Below are 19,756 nucleotides of genomic sequence, written 5' to 3'. Positions count from 1 at the left end.
CGGAACCCGGATGTCGGTGCGGAGCAGCACGATGGGAGACATGGTGCTGCTCTCGGACGTCGTCGCGGTCTCCGCCGAGGTCGCGGCGACGTCCTCGCGCAAGGCGAAGACCGCGGCGATCGCCGTCCTGCTGCGGAGGCTCGAACCGCAGGAGGTCGCGCCCGCGACCGCGCTGCTGGCCGGGGAGCTGCCCGGCGGCCGGGCCGGGGTCGGCTGGTCGACGCTGTCCTCGCTGAACGTCGCGCCGTCTCGCGAACCGCGGCTGACCATCGGCTCGGTGGTGGAGACCGTCGACGAGGTGCGGGCGATCAGCGGCTCGGGGTCGGCTCAGCGGCGGGCCGGAGCGCTGGGCGGGCTCCTGGGCGAGGCCACCGGCGACGAGCAGTCCTTCCTGGTGCGGTTGTTCGGCGGCGAGCTCCGGCAAGGCGCGCTGGAAGGCGTGATGGTCGAGGCCATCGCGGCGGCGGCCGAGGTCCGCACCGAGGCCGTGCGCCGGGCGTTCATGCTCTCCGGGCGGCTTCCCGCGACCGCGGAAGCGGCGTTGCGCGGCGGTGAAGCCGCGCTCGCCGAGTTCCGGCTGGAGCTGGGCAGGCCGATCCGGCCGATGCTGGCCTCCCCCGCCGACACCCTCGACGCCGCGCTGGCCGAGCTCGGTGAGTGCTCGGTCGAGCACAAGCTCGACGGGGCCCGCATCCAGGTGCACCGCGACGGCGACGAGGTGCGCGTCTACACCCGCACGCTGCGCGAGATCACCCGCAACGTGGCCGAGCTCGTCGAGCTGGTGCGCGGTCTGGACTGCCGCTCGGTGGTGCTCGACGGCGAAACCCTGGCGCTCGACGACGCCGGACGCCCTCGCCCGTTCCAGGAGACGATGGCCCGCTTCGGGGCCCAGGAGCAGCGCGCCGAACTGCTGCACCCCTACTTCTTCGACTGCCTGCACCTCGACGGCACCGATCTGCTCGACCGCCCGCTGCGCGATCGGCTGGCGGCGCTGGAGCAGGTCGCGGCCGGACACCGGATCCCGGGCGTCCTGACGCCGCCCTCGGAGGACGCCGCGGCGGTGTTCGACGACGCGCTGGCACGCGGCCACGAGGGCGTGGTCGTCAAAGACCTCGCCTCGCCGTACGCGGCGGGCAGGCGAGGCAAGGCGTGGCGCAAGGTCAAACCCGAGCACACCCTCGACCTGGTCGTGCTCGCCGCCGAGTGGGGCCACGGCCGGCGCCGCGGCTACCTGTCCAACCTGCACCTCGGCGCGCGCGACCCGGACGGCGGCCCGCCGATCATGGTGGGCAAGACCTTCAAGGGCCTCACCGACGAGCTGCTGGCCTGGCAGACCGAGGAGTTCCAGCAGCGATCCACCGGTGGTGACGACTGGAGCGTGCACCTCGTCCCGGAGCTGGTGGTGGAGATCGAGCTCGACGGCGTGCAGACCAGCACCCGCTACCCCGGTGGTGTCGCGCTGCGCTTCGCGCGCGTGCTGCGCTACCGGCCGGACAAGGACGCCGCCGAGGCGGACACCATCGAGGCGGTTCGCGAGATGCTCCGCGGCAGGTGAGATCCTGGGGGCATGAGCAGCGAGGAGTTCGACGAAGCCGTCGGTTCGATCGACATCGGCCCGGGAACCATCGACCCGCGTGATTTCCAGCAGCGCGCGTCCTCGGTCGAGCTCGACCACTACGTCGCGGTGCTCCTGCTGGAGGCGGAGGGGCAGCGACCGCTCTACGAGGAGTCGTTCGTCCTGCTCACGGCCGAGTCGCCGGAGGAGGCCGCGGAGAAGGCGCGGGAGTACGGCAAGCAGCAGGAGACCAGCTACGAGGACGAGAACCACCAGCAGGTCAGCTGGAAGCTCAAGCAGATCGTCGAGGTCAAGCCCCTGGAGGACGCGACCTTCGACGACGGCTCGGAGCTCTACAGCCGCTTCTTCCGCAACCGCCAGGCCTACGACTCCCTGGAACCCCTCACCGAAGAGGACTGACCGCGTTCGAGAGCCGGGCGCGCGTGGCCCGCGGCCTCACCAGGTCCCAGTTTTAGTCATAACTGAGCAGACATTTCGGGCACGAACGGTCCTCGGTTTGGACTAAAACTGGGCCCGGGTGCGGCGGACGCGAACTCGGACCCCGCATCACTCACGTATCGTGGTGACACGTGCAGTTCTTGAACGGGCAACAGCCCTCCACCGACCTGACCTACGACGACGTCTTCCTGGCGCCCCGGCGCTCGGGGGTCGAGTCCCGCTTCGACGTCGACCTGGCGACCAGCGACGGGACCGGCGCGACGCTGCCGATCGTGGTCGCGAACATGACCGCCGTGGCCGGCAGGCGCATGGCCGAGACCGTGGCCCGCCGCGGTGGCCTGGTGATCCTGCCGCAGGACGTCGACCCGAGCGCTGTCTCCGAGATCGTGTCCTGGGTCAAGACCCGGCACCCGCTGTGGGACACGCCGCTGGCGTTGCACTCCGAGGACGCGGTCGCCGACGCCCTGAACCTGCTGCCCAAGCGCGCGCACGGTGCGCTGGTGGTGGTCGACGACGAGGGCAAGCCGCTCGGCGTCGTCGACGAGGCCGCCTGCACCGGTGTGGACCGGTTCGCCCGGGTCGGTGAGGTCGCCGACTCCCACCCCGTGGTGCTGCCGCTGGAGACGGACTCGCGCGAGGTCTTCGAGCAGCTGCACAAGCAGGGCCGCAACGTCGCGATCGCGGTCGACGCCGAAGGCCGGCTCGCCGGGATCATGACCAAGAAGGGCGCGCTGCGCGCCGCGATCTACACCCCCGCCCTGGACGCCGAGGGCCGGCTCCGGGTCGCCGCCGCGATCGGTGTGAACGGGGACGTCGCCGCCAAGGCCTCCGCCCTGGTGGAGGCCGGCGTGGACACGCTGGTCGTGGACACCGCGCACGGCCACCAGGAGAAGATGATCGCCGCGCTCAAGGCCGTCCGCTCCGCGAGCCCGACCGTTCCGGTCGTCGCGGGCAACGTGGTCACCGCCGAGGGCGTGCGCGACCTGGTCGACGCCGGTGCGGACGTGATCAAGGTCGGCGTCGGGCCGGGTGCGATGTGCACGACCCGGATGATGACCGGCGTCGGTCGTCCGCAGTTCTCCGCGGTCGCCGAGTGCGCCGCGGAGGCCGCCAGGCTCGGCAAGCACGTGTGGGCCGACGGCGGTGTGCGCCACCCGCGCGACGTGGCGCTGGCGCTGGCCGCCGGAGCCTCGTCGGTGATGGTCGGTTCGTGGTTCGCCGGCACCTACGAGTCGCCCGGCGACCTGCAGCGCGACGAGCACGGCCGCGCCTACAAGGAGTCCTTCGGCATGGCCTCCAAGCGCGCCGTGTCGGCCCGGACCCGCACCGACAGCGCCTACGACCAGGCCAGGAAGGGCCTGTTCGAGGAGGGCATCTCCAGCTCCCGGATGCGGATCGACCCGCAGAACCCGGGCGTCGAGGACCTCCTGGACCAGATCACCTCGGGCGTCCGCTCGTCCTGCACCTACGCGGGCGCGCACACCCTCGCGGAGTTCCACGAGCGCGCGCTGGTGGGCATCCAGTCGGCCGCCGGCTTCGCCGAAGGCCGGCCGCTGCCGTCAGGCTGGTGATCCTCGAGCTCGGGAGTGCTCTGAGTGGGGTGGGGGAAGTTCTCATGAGAACTTCCCCCACCCCAACGAGCGTCAGGGCGTGTGCTCGCCTTCCAGGAGCTCCGTCACCAGGGCCGCGATCGGGCTCCGCTCCGATCGGGTCAGGGTCACGTGGGCGAACAGGGGGTGGCCCTTGAGCTTCTCGATGACCGCCGCGATGCCGTCGTGCCTGCCGACCCGCAGGTTGTCCCGCTGCGCGACGTCGTGGGTGAGCACCACCCGCGAGTTCGCGCCGAGCCGCGAGAGCACCGTCAGCAGCACGTTGCGCTCCAGCGACTGGGCCTCGTCGACGATGACGAAGGCGTCGTGCAGCGACCGGCCGCGGATGTGGGTCAGCGGCAGCACCTCGAGCATGCCGCGGTCCATGATCTCTTCCAGCACGTTCTCGCTGGCGTGAGCACCGAGCGTGTCGAAGACGGCCTGCGCCCAGGGCGCCATCTTCTCGCCCTCCGAGCCCGGCAGGTAGCCGAGCTCCTGCCCGCCGACGGCGTAGACCGGCCGGAACACCACGACCTTGCGGTGCTGCTGACGTTCGAGCACCGATTCCAGGCCCGCGCACAGCGCGAGCGCCGACTTGCCGGTACCCGCGCGGCCACCGAGCGAGATGATCCCGATCTCGGGGTCCATCAGCAGTTCGAGGGCGATCCGCTGCTCGGCCGAACGACCGTGCAGCCCGAAGACCTCGCGATCGCCGCGCACCAGCTTGACCTGCTTGTCGGCGGTGACCCGGCCCAGCGCGCTCTGCTGGCCCGCCAGCATCCGCACACCGGTGTTCGGCGGCAGGTCCCTGGCCTCTTCGAGGTCGGCGACGCCGTCCTTGAACAGCGAGTCCACCGAGTCCGAACCGACGTCGATGTCCGCCATGCCGCTCCAGCCCGACGACACGACGTCCTGAGCCCGGTATTCCTCGGCGGCCAGGTTCACCGACGCGGCCTTGACCCGCAGCGGCATGTCCTTCGTGACGAGCACGACCTCACGGCCTTCGGCGGCGAGGTTGAGCGAACAGGCCAGGATGCGGGAGTCGTTGGAGTCCGTGCGAAAGCCCGGCGGGAGGATCGACGGGTCGGAGTGGTTCAGCTCCACGTGGACGTTGCCGCCCTCGGCGTTGACCACCACCGGGAAGTCCAGCCGACCGTGCCTGATGCGCAGATCATCGAGCACGCGCAGGGCTTCGCGAGCGAACCAGCCCAGTTCGGGGTGGTGTCGCTTCCCCTCCAACTCGGATATGACCACCACCGGGAGCACCACGTCGTGCTCGGCGAATCGGGCCATAGCCCACGGATCGGACAGCAGGACCGAAGTGTCCAGGACGTAGGTGCGTACCTCGGAGTCACCGCCAGCTGCGGTGTGCGCGGGCTCGTCGCTGCGGACGGCTTCGTGCGCCTGAGGCTGGGAACGTCGTGCGGTCACGGCTACTCCCTCGCGGACGTGCCGAACACGCCCGCTCGTCGGTGGGCCGGGCCTGCCCCCGTCGCGCTCCCGCTGGACCGTCCGGTCCACCGGCGCCGCGCGAGGGCCGGGCACCGACCCCCTCCGCGACCAAGGTGGACGTGTGAACGTCCGCTCCAGCCAACAGCCACGATCAGGGCCTCCCGGACGGGCCGCGTTCGGACGTGCAAGAGAAGAACGGCCCGTCACCAGCGAACGCTACCTGCGAGATCGCACTTGGGCAGACAGCCACTTAGGTGATTCGAACCATCGCCGCGCTCACCGCGTGCTACTGGCGAGTTTTCCCAGGTCAGATGGTTAATAGAAGGTGTCCAGACGATTCGTCAGCAGGTCAGAACACGTCCGGGAAGCGCGACGAGAGCGAACGAAATTCAACACTCCTGGTGATCACCACTGCTCTTTTCAGGTGAAATTCAGGCGTGCGCGCGTGCCACGATCTCGGCGCGAACGAGCTCTGGTACAAGCGCTTCGTCAAGCAACCGGCGGTAACGATCGGTGCTCGATGTCCCCTCCGGGTCGGACGAGAACCACTCCCGCAGGAGACGGCGTCCCTCCACGTAGGTCGTGGTGTAGGCCCGCCACAGCGGATCGCGCAGGAAGCGGATCAGGTGCGCGGCCCGTTCCTCCGGCATGAGCAACCAGCGGCGCAGGTGATCGACCACGTCCTGCTCCGGCCTGCCCTGCGCGTGCAGCATCAGCAACGCGTCCTGGCGCACCGGCAGCAGCCGGTCGAGGACCGCCTGCACGCGTTCGGCGAGCTCGCCGTCCACCGCGATGCCGAGATCGGCGAAGAGCTGCGCCGCCCACGCTCCCCACCCCTCCCCGACCGCCGCGCTCAGCCCCAGGTCCGCGAGCCCTTCGGCCAGCACGCACTGCGGGGTGTTGACCAGGACGATCGCGTGCTCCGGGTGGGCGCGGGCGATCCCGGCGGCCTTGCGGCAGCGCTCGGTGTGGTGACCGGGGTAGGCCTCGTGCGCGACCAGCTGGGGCAGCGCCGAGGCGCGGCGGAGGACGTCGGCGTTCACCCAGACCCGCGACCGGAATTCGCCGAGGTGCTCGTTGAACCCGCTCCACGGCCGGTCGGCGACCACCCGGTACCGCACCTGCTCCTGCACCGGGAGCCCGAAGCGGGCCCGGACCCGGCCGCGCAGCGCCGCGGACACCGCCGCCAGGCACGGCTCCAGCATCCCGGGCGGCAGCGCGTCGCGGCGCCGGACCGCGGCCAGCCGCTCGGCGAGCCCTCCCGTTCCCGGCAGCAGCTCGTCCAGCTCGCGGTGGGCGTCGCGGTACTCGTCCGGGTCGCCGACCTGCGGATCGACCTGGAAGCACGCCCGCACCTCGTCGGTGAACGGCAGACCCCGACCGCCCAGCCGAAGCCCGGTCGCCTCCAGCGCGGTCAGCTGAGCGTCGAGGAAGAACCGGCGGAATTCGGCGAGCTCGCAGCCGGCCAGCTCGCCGCGCAGCTCGCGGGCTCGCGCGGCGAGGCGGAGCGGCTCGGGGCGCGGTTCGTGGCGGACGCGGACGCGGAGCGAGGGAGTTCCCGCGTAGGAGTCGACCAGGCCGGGTTGGATGCGGTCGAACCGCAACCCCAGCCGGACGTATTCAGACACCAGCCGCGCCGAGTCCACGCCTGGACGGTACGCCCCCGCCGACACGCGGTGATCGTCCGATTTCTCTGAATTCCCGCCCCGGAAAAGGTGCTGGGCCTTTTCGGCAAATACTCGCGAGTACATGAGCCTTCGCGAGATCAGTACACACAATGGTGGTATCCGAGTGTCGCGTTCCACAACCCCTGGTTACGTTTCAAGCCAGGTGCTTCACTCGCTTCGGAATTCACTCTTCCGGGCAGAAGCACGCACTTGCTCAACTCATCTCATCAAGGAGCAACGCTGTGCTGAAGAAAGCAGTGATTGTCGCCGGTGCCGTCGCCGGTCTGCTCGCCCTGGCCCCCGTCGCCAACGCCGACAGCGAGGACAACGACGGCATCAACCTCCTCAACGACAACAACGTGAGCGTCCTTCCGGTTCAGCTGTGCGGCAACAACGTTGCCGTCCTGGGCGCCGTCGTCCCGATCGCCTCGCCGAACTCCTCGGAGTGCGTCAACGCGCCGATCGTGGATCACCCGAGCGCGGGCTGACACCTCGCCGACGAGAACGGGAGCGCCGCGAACCACCGGCGCTCCCGTTTTCGTGCGTTCGCAAATTCCACTCCTACCAGGGATTTGCTGATTCACGTTCACACAATGGTGTTACGCAATTTGGGCGAAGGGCGCGTTCGCTGTAGTTTGCGACCGGAACACACCACACTCGGTCTCCCATCCGGGCTTTGTACAGAGTCCGCTGGTGTGAACTCCGAATCCCGCGGAATTCCTAAAGGAGAGTGACCTCAAGTGCTGAAGAAGGCAGTGATTGTCGCCGGTGCCGCCGCAGGCCTGCTGGCCCTGGCGCCCGTCGCCAACGCCGACAGCTCGGACAACGACGGCGTGAACGTGCTCAACGACAACAACCTCAGCGTCCTGCCGGTGCAGGCCTGCGGTAACAACGTCGCGGTGCTCGGCGCGGTCGTCCCGATCCTGTCGCCGCAGGCCAGCGAGTGCGTCAACGCCCCGGTCGTGGACCACCCGTCCGCTGGCTGAGCGAGCTGATCGCATCGGAAAGGCCAGGTCGACTCCGACCTGGCCTTTCCGCATGTCCGGGGTCAGCGACCCAGTCGTCGGTGCCGGACGGCGTAGTCGCGCAGCGCGCGCAGGAAGTCGACCCGGCGGAACTCCGGCCAGTAGGCCTCGGTGAACCAGAACTCGGAGTGCGCCGATTGCCAGAGCATGAACCCGGACAGGCGCTGCTCCCCCGAGGTGCGGATGAGCAGGTCCGGGTCCGGCTGACCCGAGGTGTAGAGGTGCTCGGAGATGTGATCGACCGTGAGGACCTCGGCGAGCTCCTCGATCGTCGTTCCGGCCTCGGCGTGCTGCTGGAGGAGTTTGCGGACCGCGTCGGCGATCTCCCGCCTGCCGCCGTAGCCGACCGCGACGTTGACCTGCATCCCGGCCCGGCCCTTCGTCCGCAACGCCCCGGCCGTGAGCCGGGCGGCGGTCTCCGTGGGCAGCACGTCCAGGGCACCGACGATCCGCACCCGCCACGACTTGCCCGGGCCGGTGAGCTCGTCGACGACCCCTGAGATGATCTCCATCAGGGCGTTGAGCTCGTCTTCGCTGCGGTTGAGGTTGTCGGTGGACAGCAGCCACAGGGTGGCCACCTCGACCTGCGCCTCTTCGCACCAGCTGAGCATTTCCGCGATCTTGAGCGCGCCGGCCCGGTGGCCGTGCGCAGCGTCCAGGCCGGCTTCCTTGGCCCATCTGCGATTGCCGTCCAGGATGACGCCGACGTGCCTGGGATGCTGCAGCCCATCGAGCTTCCGGCTGAGCCGTCGCTCGTAGACCGAGTACATGAGTTCTTTCAACCGAACCTTGAGCGCCACGCCAGATGAGACTACGCGGACGGCGATTTTCCGCGATGAGCGGTGCCCGCCCTCCCCACGGCGCGCCGATCCCGCCTCACGCGCCCCCGGAGCAACGGACATCACAGCCGACGGAAACCTACGGTCCCGTAACCTTTGAGTCGTGACCAACGCCGTCTCTTCCCGAGTCCCGCACGCGATCACCAAACCGCGCATGCGCGGTTGGATCCACTTCTGGTCGTTGCTGGCGTTCTTCGCCGCCGGCGCGACGCTCATCTCGCTGGCCGCAGCGACGGTGTCCGGTGAAGCCGCGCTGGGCACCTCGATCTACTCGGCGACCGTGCTCGGCCTGTTCGGCGTGAGCGCGCTCTACCACCGCAAGACCTGGAACTCGGTCGGCGCGCGCACCTGGATGCGCCGGCTCGACCACTCGATGATCTTCCTGTTCATCGCCGGCACCTACACGCCGCTGGCGATGATCGCGATGCAGCCGACGACCGGCGCCGTCGTGCTCGCCGTGGTGTGGGCGGGCGCGCTCGGCGGCGTGATCCTCAAGCTCGCCTGGCCGAACGCGCCGCGCTGGGTCGGAGTCCCGGTCTACATCGCGCTGGGCTGGGTGGCCGTGTTCGTGCTCCCCGACCTGCTCAACAACGCCGGCGTGGCGGTCCTGGTGCTGCTCATCGTGGGCGGCGCCCTCTACACGCTGGGCGCGGTCTTCTACGCCACCCGCTGGCCGGACCCGTGGCCCAAGACGTTCGGGTACCACGAGTTCTTCCACTCGACGGTCACGGCGGCGGCGATCTGCCACCACGTGGCCATCTGGCTCGCCCTCTACGCCTGAGCCAGGTTCTCCACCAGGTCGCCCGAGTTCGTGACGGGGCGGTCGCAGACGTAGCCGCGGCAGACGTAGGCGGCCGCCTCCCCGTCGACCAGAGGTCGGTCGGCGAGCAGCGGAACCCCGGCCGCTTCCGGCGTCGAGGCGACCACGACGGCACCTCCGGGCACCCTGCTGCGGGCCGCCGCGAGGAGTTGCGCTCGGGCGGTCTCGTCCGTTCCCACGACCGCGATCTGCAGCGGCCCCTGGGCTCGCGCCTCGGCGACGGCCAGCCAGTGCCCGGCGAAGCGGGGTGCGCGCTGGGCGAGCAGACCCGCCCGGGAGAGCGCCTGCTCCGCGGCGGCGCGGTAGCGGCCGGTATCACCCGGGCCGACCAGAGCCGATGCGGTGAGCAGCGCCGAGGTCAGGGCCGCTGCGCCGGACGGGCTCGCGTTGTCGGTGGGGTCGGAGGGCCTGCGCACCAGGGCTTCACCGTCGGAGGCGGTGTCGTAGAACGCGCCCGGGTTCTCGGCGTCGGTGAACTGGTCGAGCGCGACGTCCAGGAGCTCGCACGCGGTGGTCAGCCAGCGCGGGTCGGCGGTGGCCTGGTGCAGCGACAGGAGACCGTCGGCGAAGCAGGCGTAGTCCTCCAGCACTCCCGCCGCCGTGCCCGCGACGCCGTCCCGCGAGGTCCGCAGCAGCCTCCCGCCTGCGAAGTGCGTCGAGAGCAGCAGCTCGGCGGCACCGGCCGCGGCCTCCACCCAGGACGGTTCCTCCAGCGCGGTCGCGGCCTCGACGAGCGCGGTGATGGCCATGCCGTTCCAAGCGGTGACGACCTTGTCGTCCTTGCCCGGCTGAGAGCGCTGCTCCCTGGCGGCCAGCAGGCTCTCCCGCACCCTCGCCCACCGGGCCGGGTCGTCGGGATCGCGCGGCAGCCGCAGCGTCGAGGCGCCCTCCTCGAAGGTGCCGTCCGGGGTCACGACCAGCAGCGACGCCGCCCAGTCGCCGTCCTCGGCGCCGAGCACCTCGCGCAGCTGATCGGGGGTCCACACGTAGGTCAGGCCCTCGACGCCGTCGGTGTCGGCGTCCAGCGACGCCGCGAAACCGCCCTCGGGAGTGCGCAGATCGCGGAGCAGGAACCCCGCGGTCTCCCTGGCCACCCGGGCGGAGAGGTCGTCACCGAGCCTGCCCAGGTGCGCGTAGGCGCGCAGCAGCAGGGCGTTGTCGTAGAGCATCTTCTCGAAGTGCGGAACGACCCAGGCGGCGTCGACGCTGTACCGCGCGAAACCACCCGCCAGCTGGTCGTAGATGCCGCCGCGCGCCATGGCGGAGCAGCAGTGCTCGGCGAGTTCGAGCGCTTCGGCCGATCCTGTCCGCTCGTGGTGGCGCAGCAAGAACTCCAGCACCATCGACGGCGGGAACTTCGGCGCATCGCCGAAACCACCGTTCTGGCGGTCGGCCTCTCCGCGCAGGCGGCCGACCGCACCGGTGAGCACCTCGTCGTCGAGGATCGACTCCGGCAGCGGTGAGCGCTGCTCGTTGAGCTGCTCGACGATGCGGGTCGCGGCCTTGCGCACCTCGTCACCGCGCCCGTCCCACGCCTGCGCGACGGCGGCGAGCAGCTGCGAGAACGACGGCATGCCGGGCATCGGCGAGCCCGGGTAGTAGGTGCCGCAGTGGAACGGTTCGCCGTCGGGCGTGAGGAAGCAGGTCATCGGCCAGCCGCCCTGGCCGGTCATGGCCTGGGTCGCTTCCATGTAGACCGCGTCGATGTCGGGCCGCTCCTCGCGGTCCACCTTGATGTTGACGAAGTGCTCGTTCATCAGGCGAGCGGTGTCGTCGTCCTCGAAGGACTCGTGCGCCATCACGTGGCACCAGTGGCAGGCGGCGTACCCGATCGACAGCAGCACCGGGACATCCCGGCGGCGCGCCTCCTCGAACGCTTCGGAGCCCCACGGCCTCCAGTCGACCGGGTTGTCCGCGTGCTGGAGCAGGTACGGACTCGTCGAGTCCGCGAGCCGGTTCACCATGCCCTCACCTTCCCATTTCGATCATCCCGCCGCACTGGTGAGGGTGTTCCTGAGAACGCGCGACGGGGCCACCCGGTGTTCCGGATGGCCCCGTCGCGCGCAGGTCCTACTCGGTCTTCGCCTTGGAGCCCGTCGGCTCCTCGGCGGCCTCCGGTTCCCCGGTCTCCTCGGCTTCCTTCGCGGCGGCGGCCTCGGCCCGCTTGACGCGAGCCGGCGTGGCCGCGCTGGCCTTGTCCTCGTCGAAGACGACCGGCAGCTTCTTCAGGTGCTTGGTCATGGAGCGGACCAGCAGCACCACCGAGATGGCGAACACGATCAGCAGCACCAGCCCCAGCGGGGAGGACTTGCCGAAGTCCTCGCCCTGCCCGCCCGGGTCCTGCGGCGGTCCGGGCGTCTGGGCCAGCACCAGTGCGACGGTCTCCTGGGCACTCATGCGCACACCTTCTCCTGCACGCCGGTGAACAGGTCGTCCTCCGGCAACGTCGTGTCGACCAGCGAACGCACCAGCTCGTAGTCCTCGGTCGGCCACAGCTCGCGCTGGACCTCGCACGAGACCGCGAACCAGCGGCTCGTCGGATCGATCTGGGTCGCGTGGGCGCGCAAAGCGTCGTCCCGCTTCTCGAAGTATTCCCCGCACGGCACGCGCGTGGTGACCCGGTCGTCCGGATCGGGGCGGTTCTGCGCGTCCCAGCGCTCGAGCCAGTCGGTGTAGGGCGATTCCTTGCCCTCGCCGAGCAGCGACTCGTGGAACAGCTGCATGCGCTTGCGGGCGAATCCGTGCGAGTAGTAGAGCTTCAGCGGCTGCCAGGGCTCGCCGTCGCCCTTGAAGAGGTCGGGGTCACCGGCGGCGTCGAAGGCCGCGACGGAGATCTCGTGGCAGCGGATGTGGTCCGGGTGCGGATAGCCGCCGTTCTCGTCGTAGGTGATCACGACGTGCGGCCGGAACTCCCGCACGACCTTGACCAGCTCGCGGGTGGACTCCTCGATCGGGACCGTGGCGAACACGCCCTCCGGCAGCGCCGGCAGCGGGTCGCCCTCCGGCAGCCCGGAGTCGACGTAGCCGAGCCAGCGGTGCTCGACGCCGAGGATCCCGGCCGCGTTCGCCATCTCCTCGCGGCGCACCTCGGTCAGGTTCTCGACGACCTCCGGCCGGTCCATCGCCGGGTTGAGGATGCTGCCCGCTTCACCTCCCGTGCAGGTGACCACCATCACATCGTGGCCCTCGGCCACGTAACGCGCGGTGGTCGCGGCCCCCTTGCTGGACTCGTCGTCCGGGTGCGCGTGCACCGTCATCAGTCGCAGCTTGTCCGCCATCGCCCGCTTGTTCCTCCCGCTAGTAGCAGCATCCGCCCTGTGCGAGGCCCCCAGTCCTCGACGGCCCCGCCGTCGGCCCGCTGGGCGCTCCAGGGATACTCAACGTGGATGTCGTCCTCCATTGTTCCCGGTGGAACCGACTTCCCGGCCCTCGCCCCTTGTGGTTCCGGCCGCAGATCCACCGCCCGCGCCGAAAGGCCGCCGTGACGCAGCAGCAGATCCCGCCGGACCGGTACGGCTCGCGCGCTCGCAGCGCGCACACCCGTCCCGTCCTCCGCTGGGTGCTGCTCGTGGTCGTGGCCCTGGCCCTCACGGGCGTCGCGCTCATCGGTTACCGCAACCTCGGTTCCACGCCCATCGAGGGCAAGCAGGTGGCCTTCGAGGTGATCGACGACCACTCCGTCCGGGTCACCCTCGAGGTCCAGCGGGACGACCCGCAGCGGCCCGCGGACTGCGTGGTGCGAGGTCGATCCGAGGCCGGCGAGGAGGTCGGCAGGCGCGAGGTCCTGGTTCACCCGGCGAACGGCGTGAGTCGGCAGGACACTGTGCTTCGTACATCCGCCCGAGCGACCATCGGGGAGGTGTACGGCTGCACTTACAACGTTCCTGAATATTTGTCCACTCACACGCGGCCAACCGGGTGAAGCGCCCCGCTGCACGTCGGGCGGGAGGAGAATCCGGCCCCTTTGCGTGCTGATTCGTGCTATCGTCGAGCGCAGCACGGCCCCCGCTGAGGGCCGTGTTTTTCCGTTACTTGGCATTGGCCGAGAAAAGGGCGGAATTGCAATTTGACCCGCGGGTAGTGCGGGTCGAGAAGTCGACGAGGAGTGGTGACCGTGAGCGAGACCCAGGTGACCTGGCTGACCCAGGATGCTTACGACCGGCTCAAGGGTGAGCTGGACGAGCTCGTGGCCAACCGCCCGGTGATCGCCGCGAAGATCAACGAAGCCCGCGAGGAAGGCGACCTGCGCGAGAACGGCGGGTATCACGCCGCCCGCGAGGAGCAGGGCCAGGTCGAGTCCCGCATCCGCCAGTTGCAGGAACTGCTGCGCACCGCCCAGGTCGGCGACGTGCCCACCGAGTCCGGCGTGGCCAAGCCCGGTTCCGTGCTGACCGTCCGCTACGACGGCGAAGACGAGACCGAGCAGTTCCTGCTCGCCAACCGTGAAGAGGGCGCCCACGGCGACCTCGAGGTCTACTCCCCCAGCTCGCCGCTGGGCAAAGCTCTGCTGGACGCCGAGGAGGGCGAGAGCCGCGAGTACGAACTCCCGAACGGCGGCAACATGAAGGTCACGCTCGTCAAGGCCGAGCCCTTCGACGGCTGATCTTTCATCGCGCACTTCTTTGACGCGCAGCGGCTTCGAGTCGCTGCGCGTCCCTTTGTTGATCTGGCTTCACAGGGCATATATGCGGTGAAACCTTGATGCGGTTTCACCGCAATTAAGAATCGATACCGGGCTAATCCGCTCGGTCCGCGGGCGTTCCGGATTCCGGGACGCCCGCTCGCTTTTCCCCGGAAAGTCGGCGCAGCAGCGGACGCACTCTCGGCGGGACCGGAGTGGACAGCGCGATCGACGTCGAGGTGCGCCGCACGCCGGGAACTCCGACCACCTCGTCGATCACGCGCTGCAGGTCGTCGTTGGACCGGGCGACCATGCGCACGAACAGGTCGCCCTGGCCGGTGGTCGCGTGCACCTCGCACACCTCGTCGATCGCGGCCAGCGTGTCGGCGACGACTCCGCGGTGGCCCTGCGCGATCTCCAGCACCGCGAACGCGGTGAGCCCGTACCCCATCGCGGCCAGGTCCAGCTCCGGCGGGAACCCCTGCAGGACACCGCGCTGGACGAGCCGGTCCAGCCTGGCCTGCACGGTGCCGCGGGCGACGCCGAGCCGGCGGGAGCACTCCAGCACGCCCAGCCGAGGCTCGTCGGAGAGCAGGAGCAGCAGCCGGGCGTCCAGCTCGTCGGGACCGTTGGTCGCAGTCACGGGGGAACTCCTTGCTCAGCGGCGGGCGAGGATCGTGTAACCGGCGTCTTCGAGCTGGGTCACGACGTACTCGCGGTGCTCCTGACCCCTGGTCTCCAGCGAGACCTCGACGTCGACCTCCCCGAGGGCGAGCGCGCCGGAGATCCGGGAGTGCTCGATGTCGATGACGTTGGCGTTGAGCTCACCGAGCTTGGCCAGCATCGCGGCGAGCGAGCCGGGCCGGTCGGGCAACCGGACCCGCAGCGACAGGTACCGGCCGGCCGAGGTCATGCCGTGCTGGATCAGCTGGAGCATCAGCAGCGGGTCGATGTTGCCGCCCGACACCACCGCGGCGGTCGGCGAGACGACCTGCTCGGGGTGTTCCAGCAGTGCGGCCACGGCAGCGACCCCGGCCGGCTCGACGACGAGCTTCGCCCGCTCCAGGCACAGCAGCAGGGCCCGCGACAACGACTCCTCGCTGACCGTGAGGACCCCGTCCGCCAGGTCCGAGACGTGCGCGAAGGTCACCGCTCCCGGTTCCCCGACGGCGATCCCGTCGGCCATCGTCTGGGTGTCGCTGATCGGAACGGGCTTCCCGGCGGCCAGCGACACCGGCCACGCGGCGGCGCGCTCCGCCTGGACGGCCAGCACCTTCACGTCGGGGCGCGTGGCCTTCACCGCGGCCGCCACGCCCGCGACCAGCCCTCCCCCGCCGGTCGGCACGAGGATGGTGCGCACCTCGGGCAGCTGCTCCAGGATCTCGAGCCCGACAGTCCCTTGACCGGCGACGATGTCCGGGTGGTCGAAGGGGTGGATGAACTCCGCACGGGTACGTTCAGCGTGCTCCCTGGCCGCGGCGAGGGTTTCGGCGAGCACCGCGCCGTGCAGCGTCACCTGGGCTCCGTAGGCCTTGGTCGCGGCGAGCTTCGGCAGCGGGACCTGTTCGGGCATGTAGACGGTGGCGGGGATGCCCAGCAGCTGCGCCGCGAGGGCGACGCCCTGCGCGTGGTTGCCCGCGCTGGCGGCCACCACACCGGCGGCGCGGCGCTCGGCGGAGAGCCCGAGCAACCGCACGTAGGCCCCGCGCAGCTTGAAGGAGCCGGTGCGCTGGAGGTTCTCGCACTTGAGGTGAACTTCGCCGCCGGTGTGCTCACCGAGCATCCGGGAGTGCTCCATCGGTGTCCGCCGGGCCACCTTGGCGAGCAGGGCGTCCGCTTCGCGAATTCGTTCCAGGTCGACGAGCTGCATGCGGCAATCGTGCCACCGCTGATCTACCGGTACTAGCGCGCCAGGTTCGGTACGCTCAGTGGACGGACCGGTCACCGAGCGCGAAGCGCTGGTCGAGGCACTGCTGGGAGGGAATCATGGCGCAGCCGAGCAGCGGTGTGCTGCCGCTCCTGGCAGGCATGGTCACGGCGGCGGCGCTCTCCGGTGCGGCGGTCCTGGTGGTGCTCGGCTCCGGCTGTGACGACCCGGGCACCTACCACGAGCACGACGGCGTCGTGGAGCTCATCGGCGGCTGCCTGCAGCCCAGCGACCTCCCGGTCACCCCGCGCGAGCCCGTCGAGTCCCCCGCTCCGGACGGCGCGGACCCGTTCCTGGCCAGGTGAGGTGGGCGGCCGCGCCGGGTCGCCAGCTCCCAGTTTTAGTCCAAACCGAGCCATGATCATGTCCGAAATGTCGGCTCAGTTTGGACTAAAACTGGGAACGGCCCAGGTCGTGCCCTTGCGCGACCGCCTTCTTGCCCGTGCTCAGCCGAGAGCGGCCAGGAGGTCCTCGACGAGGTCGTCGGCCTCTTCGATCCCGACCGACAGGCGGACCAGGTCCGAGGGGACCTGCAGCATCGAACCCGCGGTGCTGGCGTGCGTCATCTTGCCCGGGTGCTCGATGAGCGACTCGACGCCGCCCAGGGACTCGGCGAGGGTGAACAGCCGCGTGCGGGCGCAGACGTCCAGCGCGGCCTGCTCGCCGTCGGCGTGGAGGAACGAGATCATCCCGCCGAAGTGCTTCATCTGCTTGGCGGCGACCTCGTGCCCCGGGTGGTCCGGCAGACCCGGGTAGAGGACCTTCGCGACCTTGGGGTGCCCGCTGAGCGCCGCGACGATCCGCTCGGCGTTCGCGCTGTGGCGCTCCATGCGCACCGCGAGGGTCTTAAGCCCGCGCATCGTCAGGAACGCGTCGAACGGGCCGGGCACCGCGCCCGCGCCGTTCTGCAGGAACGCCAGGCTGCTCGGCGAGCGCGTCGTCGGAGGTGACCACGGCGCCGCCGACCACGTCGGAGTGCCCGCCGAGGTACTTGGTGGTCGAGTGGACCACCGCGGTCGCGCCGAGCTCCAGCGGCTGCTGCAGGAACGGCGAGGCGAAGGTGTTGTCGACGACGAACTTCACGCCCGCGTCGGCGGAGACCTGCGCCAGCGAGGCGATGTCACCGATGTTGAGCAGCGGGTTGGTGGGCGTCTCCACCCAGACCAGCTTGGTGTTGTCCTGGATCGCCGCGCGCACCGCGTCGACATCGGACACCGGGGCGGGCGTGTAGGTGATGCCCCAGCCGGTGAGCACCTTGTCGATCAGCCGGAAGGTGCCGCCGTAGGCGTCATCCGGGATCACCAGGTGATCGCCCGGGCGCAGCTCGGAGCGCAGCACGGCGTCGGTGGCCGCCATGCCGGAGGCGTAGGCACGCGCGTGCCTGCCGTTCTCCAGCTCGGCCAGGCAGCGCTCCAGCGCGGTCCGGGTCGGGTTGCCGGTCCGGGAGTACTCGTATCCGGAGCGCATCCCGCCGACGCCGTCCTGCGCGTAGGTCGAGGTGGCGTGGATGGGCACGATCACCGAACCGGTCGTCGGGTCTGCCTCCTGTCCCGCGTGAATCGCGCGGGTGGCGAAGCCGTCACTCATGTGGAGCAGCGTATTACTCCTGGGGCGATCCGGTGATCCGGGCCCGAAAAGCGAAGTGCTCCCGACCTGGTCAGGCCGGGAGCACTTCGGGTGCTTCGCGTCAGCTCACCACTGCGGCGGCTGCGGCGGCTGACCCGGCTGCTGCGGGTAGCCGCCCTGCTGCGGGAAGCCACCGGACTGCGGGTAGCCCTGCGGGGGCTGCTGCTGGCCGAAGCCCTGCTGCGGCGGCTGACCGTAGCCCTGCGGGGGCTGCTGGCCGAACTGCTGCGGCGGGGCGGGCTGGCCGAACTGCTGCGGCGGCTGCTGCTGGCCGAAGCCGCCCTGCGGCGGGCCGTACCCACCAGCGGCCTGCGGAGCGGGGGCGCCGGCGAGAGCGTTCATCGCGGCGGTGGTCGACGGCAACCACCACAGCACCAGGATCGCCGCACCGACCAGCAGGCCGAGGATTCCGGCGAGCGGGCTGATGGCGATGTTGATCAGGCCACCGAGGACCCCCAAGCCCGCGAAGACGGTGACGAGAATCCGTCCCCACTGCTTGCCCTGCCCACCCGAGTAAGCGGCGAAGATCCACCCACCGCAGAACAGGAGCGAGACCAAGATCGTGGCGATCCCGACGCCCGGGAAGTAGGACATGGTCATGATGCCGCTGATGATCGAGCCGATGAGCCCCAGAGCCGCGAGACCGATCGTCACCCACTGCGCGATCGGCAGGGTCGACACACCGCCCTGCCCCGGTCCGGACTGGCCCTGACCCGGGAAGCCGGCCTGCGGGGGCGGGAAGCCGCCCTGGGCCTGCGGAGCCGGGAAGCCTCCGCCGGGAGTGCCCTGCTGCTGCGGCTGCGACGGGAAGCCGCCGGGCTGGCTCTGCGTGCCCGGCTGCTGGTACATCGGCTGCGGGGGCTGCATGGACGGCGGCACCATCGCCGTCGCGTCCGCGCCGCCCTGCTGCTGGCCGCCCTGGCCCGGCTGCTGGTACATCGGCTGCGGAGGCTGCATCGACGGCGGCACCACCTGGGTGGAGTCGCCGCCCTGCTGCGGCTGGCCCGTGGGCCGGACGACCTGCGTCGCCTCGGACTGCGGCTGCTGCTGCCCCTGCGACTGGACAGGACGCACGACCTGGGTCGAGTCACCGCCAGCCTGGTTCTCGTCCTGGGGGTCCATCCGGTTCGAAATCGGGTCCGAACCCTGCTGACCGCCGTCCGGCGGCTGCGGAGAGCTCATCGGGTACTACTCCCTTGCGGCGTCCAAAGTCCTGGGCATACTTCGGCACCACGCTATCTGATCAGGTCTGAGCGCAGTGCCGTTTCCACATCAACTCGTCATCGACCGGCGATGAATCCGAGCACATCCTGGCGGGTCACGACTCCGGCCGGCTTGCCGTCGATGAGCACCATCGCGCCGTCCGCGCCGGTCAGCGCCGACATCGCCGAGCTGATCTCCTCACCTGCACCGATGGTCGGCAGCGGCGGGGACATGTGCTGCTCGACGGTGTCGGCGAGGTGCGCCCGGCCCGCGAACAGCGCGTCCAGCAGGTCGCGCTCGTTGACCGCGCCCGCGATCTCCGCCGCCATGATCGGCGGCTCCGCGCGCACGACCGGCATCTGGGAGACGCCGAACTCGCGCAGGATCGCCACGGCTTCCGCCACGGTCTCGCTGGGGTGCGTGTGCACCAGCTCGGGGATCGTGCCGTCCTTGCGGCGCAGCACGTCGCCGACCCGGCCACCGCCGACGTCCGGCGAGAGGAAGCCGTAGGAGGCCATCCAGGAGTCGTTGAAGATCTTGCCGAGGTAGCCGCGGCCGCCGTCGGGCAGCAGCACCACGATCACGTCGTCCGGGCTCGCCTTCTCGGCGATCTTGAGCGCCGCGGCGACGGCCATGCCGCAGGAACCGCCGACCAGCAGCGCCTCCTCGTTGGCGAGGCGCCGGGTCATCTCGAAGGACTCGGCGTCGGTGACCGGCACGATCTCGTCGCAGACGCCCTGGTCGTAGGTGGTCGGCCAGAAGTCCTCGCCGACGCCCTCCACCAGGTAGGGACGGCCGTGACCGCCGGAGTAGACGGATCCCTCCGGGTCCGCCCCGACGATCTTGACCTTGCCGCCGGAAACCTTCTTCAGGTACTCGCCGGTGCCGGAGATCGTGCCGCCGGTGCCGATGCCTGCGACGAAGTGCGTCACCTTGCCCTCGGTCTGCTCCCAGATCTCCGGGCCCGTGGAGT

The 19,756-nt window shown here is 70.3% G+C and carries 19 protein-coding genes and 1 pseudogene; 9 read left to right on the top strand and 11 right to left on the bottom strand.

Annotated elements, in window-relative coordinates; all coding sequences use genetic code 11:
- Positions 1 to 40: 40 nt before the first annotated feature.
- The 3 genes from FHU35_RS21745 to FHU35_RS21735 all read left to right on the top strand — a co-directional run bounded on the left by FHU35_RS21745 (position 41) and on the right by FHU35_RS21735 (position 3,585).
- Positions 41 to 1,555, top strand: coding sequence for an ATP-dependent DNA ligase (locus FHU35_RS21745; RefSeq protein ID WP_145743752.1), 1,515 nt, complete (start codon positions 41 to 43; stop codon positions 1,553 to 1,555).
- 12 nt (positions 1,556 to 1,567) lie between these two features.
- A complete protein-coding gene (locus FHU35_RS21740) occupies positions 1,568 to 1,975 on the top strand; it encodes a DUF4288 domain-containing protein (protein ID WP_145742757.1) in 408 nt (135 codons plus the stop codon).
- Between the two features lie 170 nt (positions 1,976 to 2,145).
- Complete coding sequence (locus tag FHU35_RS21735; RefSeq protein ID WP_145742755.1) at positions 2,146 to 3,585, top strand: GuaB1 family IMP dehydrogenase-related protein; 1,440 nt, start codon at positions 2,146 to 2,148, stop codon at positions 3,583 to 3,585.
- A 72-nt stretch (positions 3,586 to 3,657) separates the two neighbouring features.
- On the opposite strand, the gene phoH2 is transcribed toward FHU35_RS21735, so the two are convergent.
- Positions 3,658 to 5,034 (bottom strand): RNA 5'-3' helicase PhoH2, encoded by a 1,377-nt coding sequence (phoH2, locus tag FHU35_RS21730; protein ID WP_145742752.1) that lies wholly within the window; start codon positions 5,032 to 5,034, stop codon positions 3,658 to 3,660.
- A gap of 452 nt (positions 5,035 to 5,486) precedes the next feature.
- Positions 5,487 to 6,701 carry a DUF885 family protein gene (locus FHU35_RS21725; RefSeq protein WP_145742750.1) on the bottom strand — a complete coding sequence of 405 codons (1,215 nt, stop codon included), beginning with the start codon at positions 6,699 to 6,701 and terminating at the stop codon, positions 5,487 to 5,489.
- A gap of 263 nt (positions 6,702 to 6,964) precedes the next feature.
- Between FHU35_RS21725 and FHU35_RS21720 the strand changes: the two genes are divergently transcribed.
- A complete protein-coding gene (locus FHU35_RS21720) occupies positions 6,965 to 7,210 on the top strand; it encodes a hypothetical protein (protein ID WP_145742748.1) in 246 nt (81 codons plus the stop codon).
- Between the two features lie 252 nt (positions 7,211 to 7,462).
- A complete protein-coding gene (locus FHU35_RS21715; RefSeq protein ID WP_186459552.1) occupies positions 7,463 to 7,708 on the top strand; it encodes a hypothetical protein in 246 nt (81 codons plus the stop codon).
- 62 nt (positions 7,709 to 7,770) lie between these two features.
- Here the strand turns inward: FHU35_RS21715 and FHU35_RS21710 are convergent, their stop codons facing one another.
- Positions 7,771 to 8,547, bottom strand: coding sequence for an isoprenyl transferase (locus tag FHU35_RS21710; protein WP_145742746.1), 777 nt, complete (start codon positions 8,545 to 8,547; stop codon positions 7,771 to 7,773).
- 142 nt (positions 8,548 to 8,689) lie between these two features.
- On the opposite strand from FHU35_RS21710, the gene trhA reads away from it, so the two are divergent.
- Positions 8,690 to 9,367, top strand: a complete 678-nt coding sequence (gene trhA, locus FHU35_RS21705) for a PAQR family membrane homeostasis protein TrhA (protein WP_281290256.1) — start codon at positions 8,690 to 8,692, stop codon at positions 9,365 to 9,367.
- Here trhA and FHU35_RS21700 read toward each other — a convergent pair.
- The 3 genes from FHU35_RS21700 to mca all read right to left on the bottom strand — a co-directional run bounded on the left by FHU35_RS21700 (position 9,358) and on the right by mca (position 12,684).
- A complete protein-coding gene (locus FHU35_RS21700) occupies positions 9,358 to 11,370 on the bottom strand; it encodes a thioredoxin domain-containing protein (RefSeq protein WP_186459551.1) in 2,013 nt (670 codons plus the stop codon). The two genes, trhA and FHU35_RS21700, sit on opposite strands and share 10 nt — an antisense overlap.
- A gap of 106 nt (positions 11,371 to 11,476) precedes the next feature.
- Entirely contained in the window at positions 11,477 to 11,803 is a 327-nt protein-coding gene (locus FHU35_RS21695; protein WP_145742744.1) for a hypothetical protein, read from the bottom strand.
- Positions 11,800 to 12,684 (bottom strand): mycothiol conjugate amidase Mca, encoded by an 885-nt coding sequence (mca, locus tag FHU35_RS21690; protein ID WP_145742742.1) that lies wholly within the window; start codon positions 12,682 to 12,684, stop codon positions 11,800 to 11,802. The genes FHU35_RS21695 and mca overlap by 4 nt, the downstream gene beginning before the upstream one ends.
- A 203-nt stretch (positions 12,685 to 12,887) precedes the next feature.
- On the opposite strand from mca, the gene FHU35_RS21685 reads away from it, so the two are divergent.
- Both FHU35_RS21685 and greA read left to right on the top strand, forming a co-directional pair.
- Positions 12,888 to 13,328: a DUF4307 domain-containing protein gene (locus FHU35_RS21685; protein WP_186459550.1), complete on the top strand. Its 441-nt coding sequence runs from the start codon at positions 12,888 to 12,890 to the stop codon at positions 13,326 to 13,328.
- 192 nt (positions 13,329 to 13,520) lie between these two features.
- Complete coding sequence (gene greA / locus FHU35_RS21680) at positions 13,521 to 14,009, top strand: transcription elongation factor GreA (protein ID WP_186459549.1); 489 nt, start codon at positions 13,521 to 13,523, stop codon at positions 14,007 to 14,009.
- 133 nt (positions 14,010 to 14,142) lie between these two features.
- Here the strand turns inward: greA and FHU35_RS21675 are convergent, their stop codons facing one another.
- Both FHU35_RS21675 and ilvA read right to left on the bottom strand, forming a co-directional pair.
- Positions 14,143 to 14,670 (bottom strand): Lrp/AsnC family transcriptional regulator, encoded by a 528-nt coding sequence (locus FHU35_RS21675; protein ID WP_145742736.1) that lies wholly within the window; start codon positions 14,668 to 14,670, stop codon positions 14,143 to 14,145.
- Between the two features lie 15 nt (positions 14,671 to 14,685).
- Positions 14,686 to 15,897: a threonine ammonia-lyase gene (gene ilvA, locus FHU35_RS21670; RefSeq protein ID WP_145742733.1), complete on the bottom strand. Its 1,212-nt coding sequence runs from the start codon at positions 15,895 to 15,897 to the stop codon at positions 14,686 to 14,688.
- A 116-nt stretch (positions 15,898 to 16,013) separates the two neighbouring features.
- Here ilvA and FHU35_RS21665 point away from each other — a divergent pair, with 116 nt between their 5' ends.
- Positions 16,014 to 16,259: a hypothetical protein gene (locus FHU35_RS21665; protein ID WP_145742731.1), complete on the top strand. Its 246-nt coding sequence runs from the start codon at positions 16,014 to 16,016 to the stop codon at positions 16,257 to 16,259.
- Between the two features lie 141 nt (positions 16,260 to 16,400).
- Here FHU35_RS21665 and FHU35_RS21660 read toward each other — a convergent pair.
- The 3 genes and pseudogenes from FHU35_RS21660 to FHU35_RS21650 all read right to left on the bottom strand — a co-directional run.
- A pseudogene (locus FHU35_RS21660) lies at positions 16,401 to 17,541 on the bottom strand (cystathionine gamma-synthase).
- Between the two features lie 105 nt (positions 17,542 to 17,646).
- Positions 17,647 to 18,762, bottom strand: a complete 1,116-nt coding sequence (locus FHU35_RS21655) for an MFS transporter (protein ID WP_145742729.1) — start codon at positions 18,760 to 18,762, stop codon at positions 17,647 to 17,649.
- A gap of 98 nt (positions 18,763 to 18,860) precedes the next feature.
- Positions 18,861 to 19,756, bottom strand: an 896-nt coding sequence (locus FHU35_RS21650) for a pyridoxal-phosphate dependent enzyme (protein ID WP_145742727.1), incomplete at its 5' end; no start/stop codon positions are given.

Origin of the sequence: Saccharopolyspora dendranthemae (assembly GCF_007829955.1) — a bacterium.
In the GTDB taxonomy this organism is placed as follows: Bacteria; Actinomycetota; Actinomycetes; order Mycobacteriales; family Pseudonocardiaceae; genus Saccharopolyspora; species Saccharopolyspora dendranthemae.
Note: the sequence above shows the minus strand (reverse complement) of the source record. Positions and strands in the feature narration are given on the sequence as shown.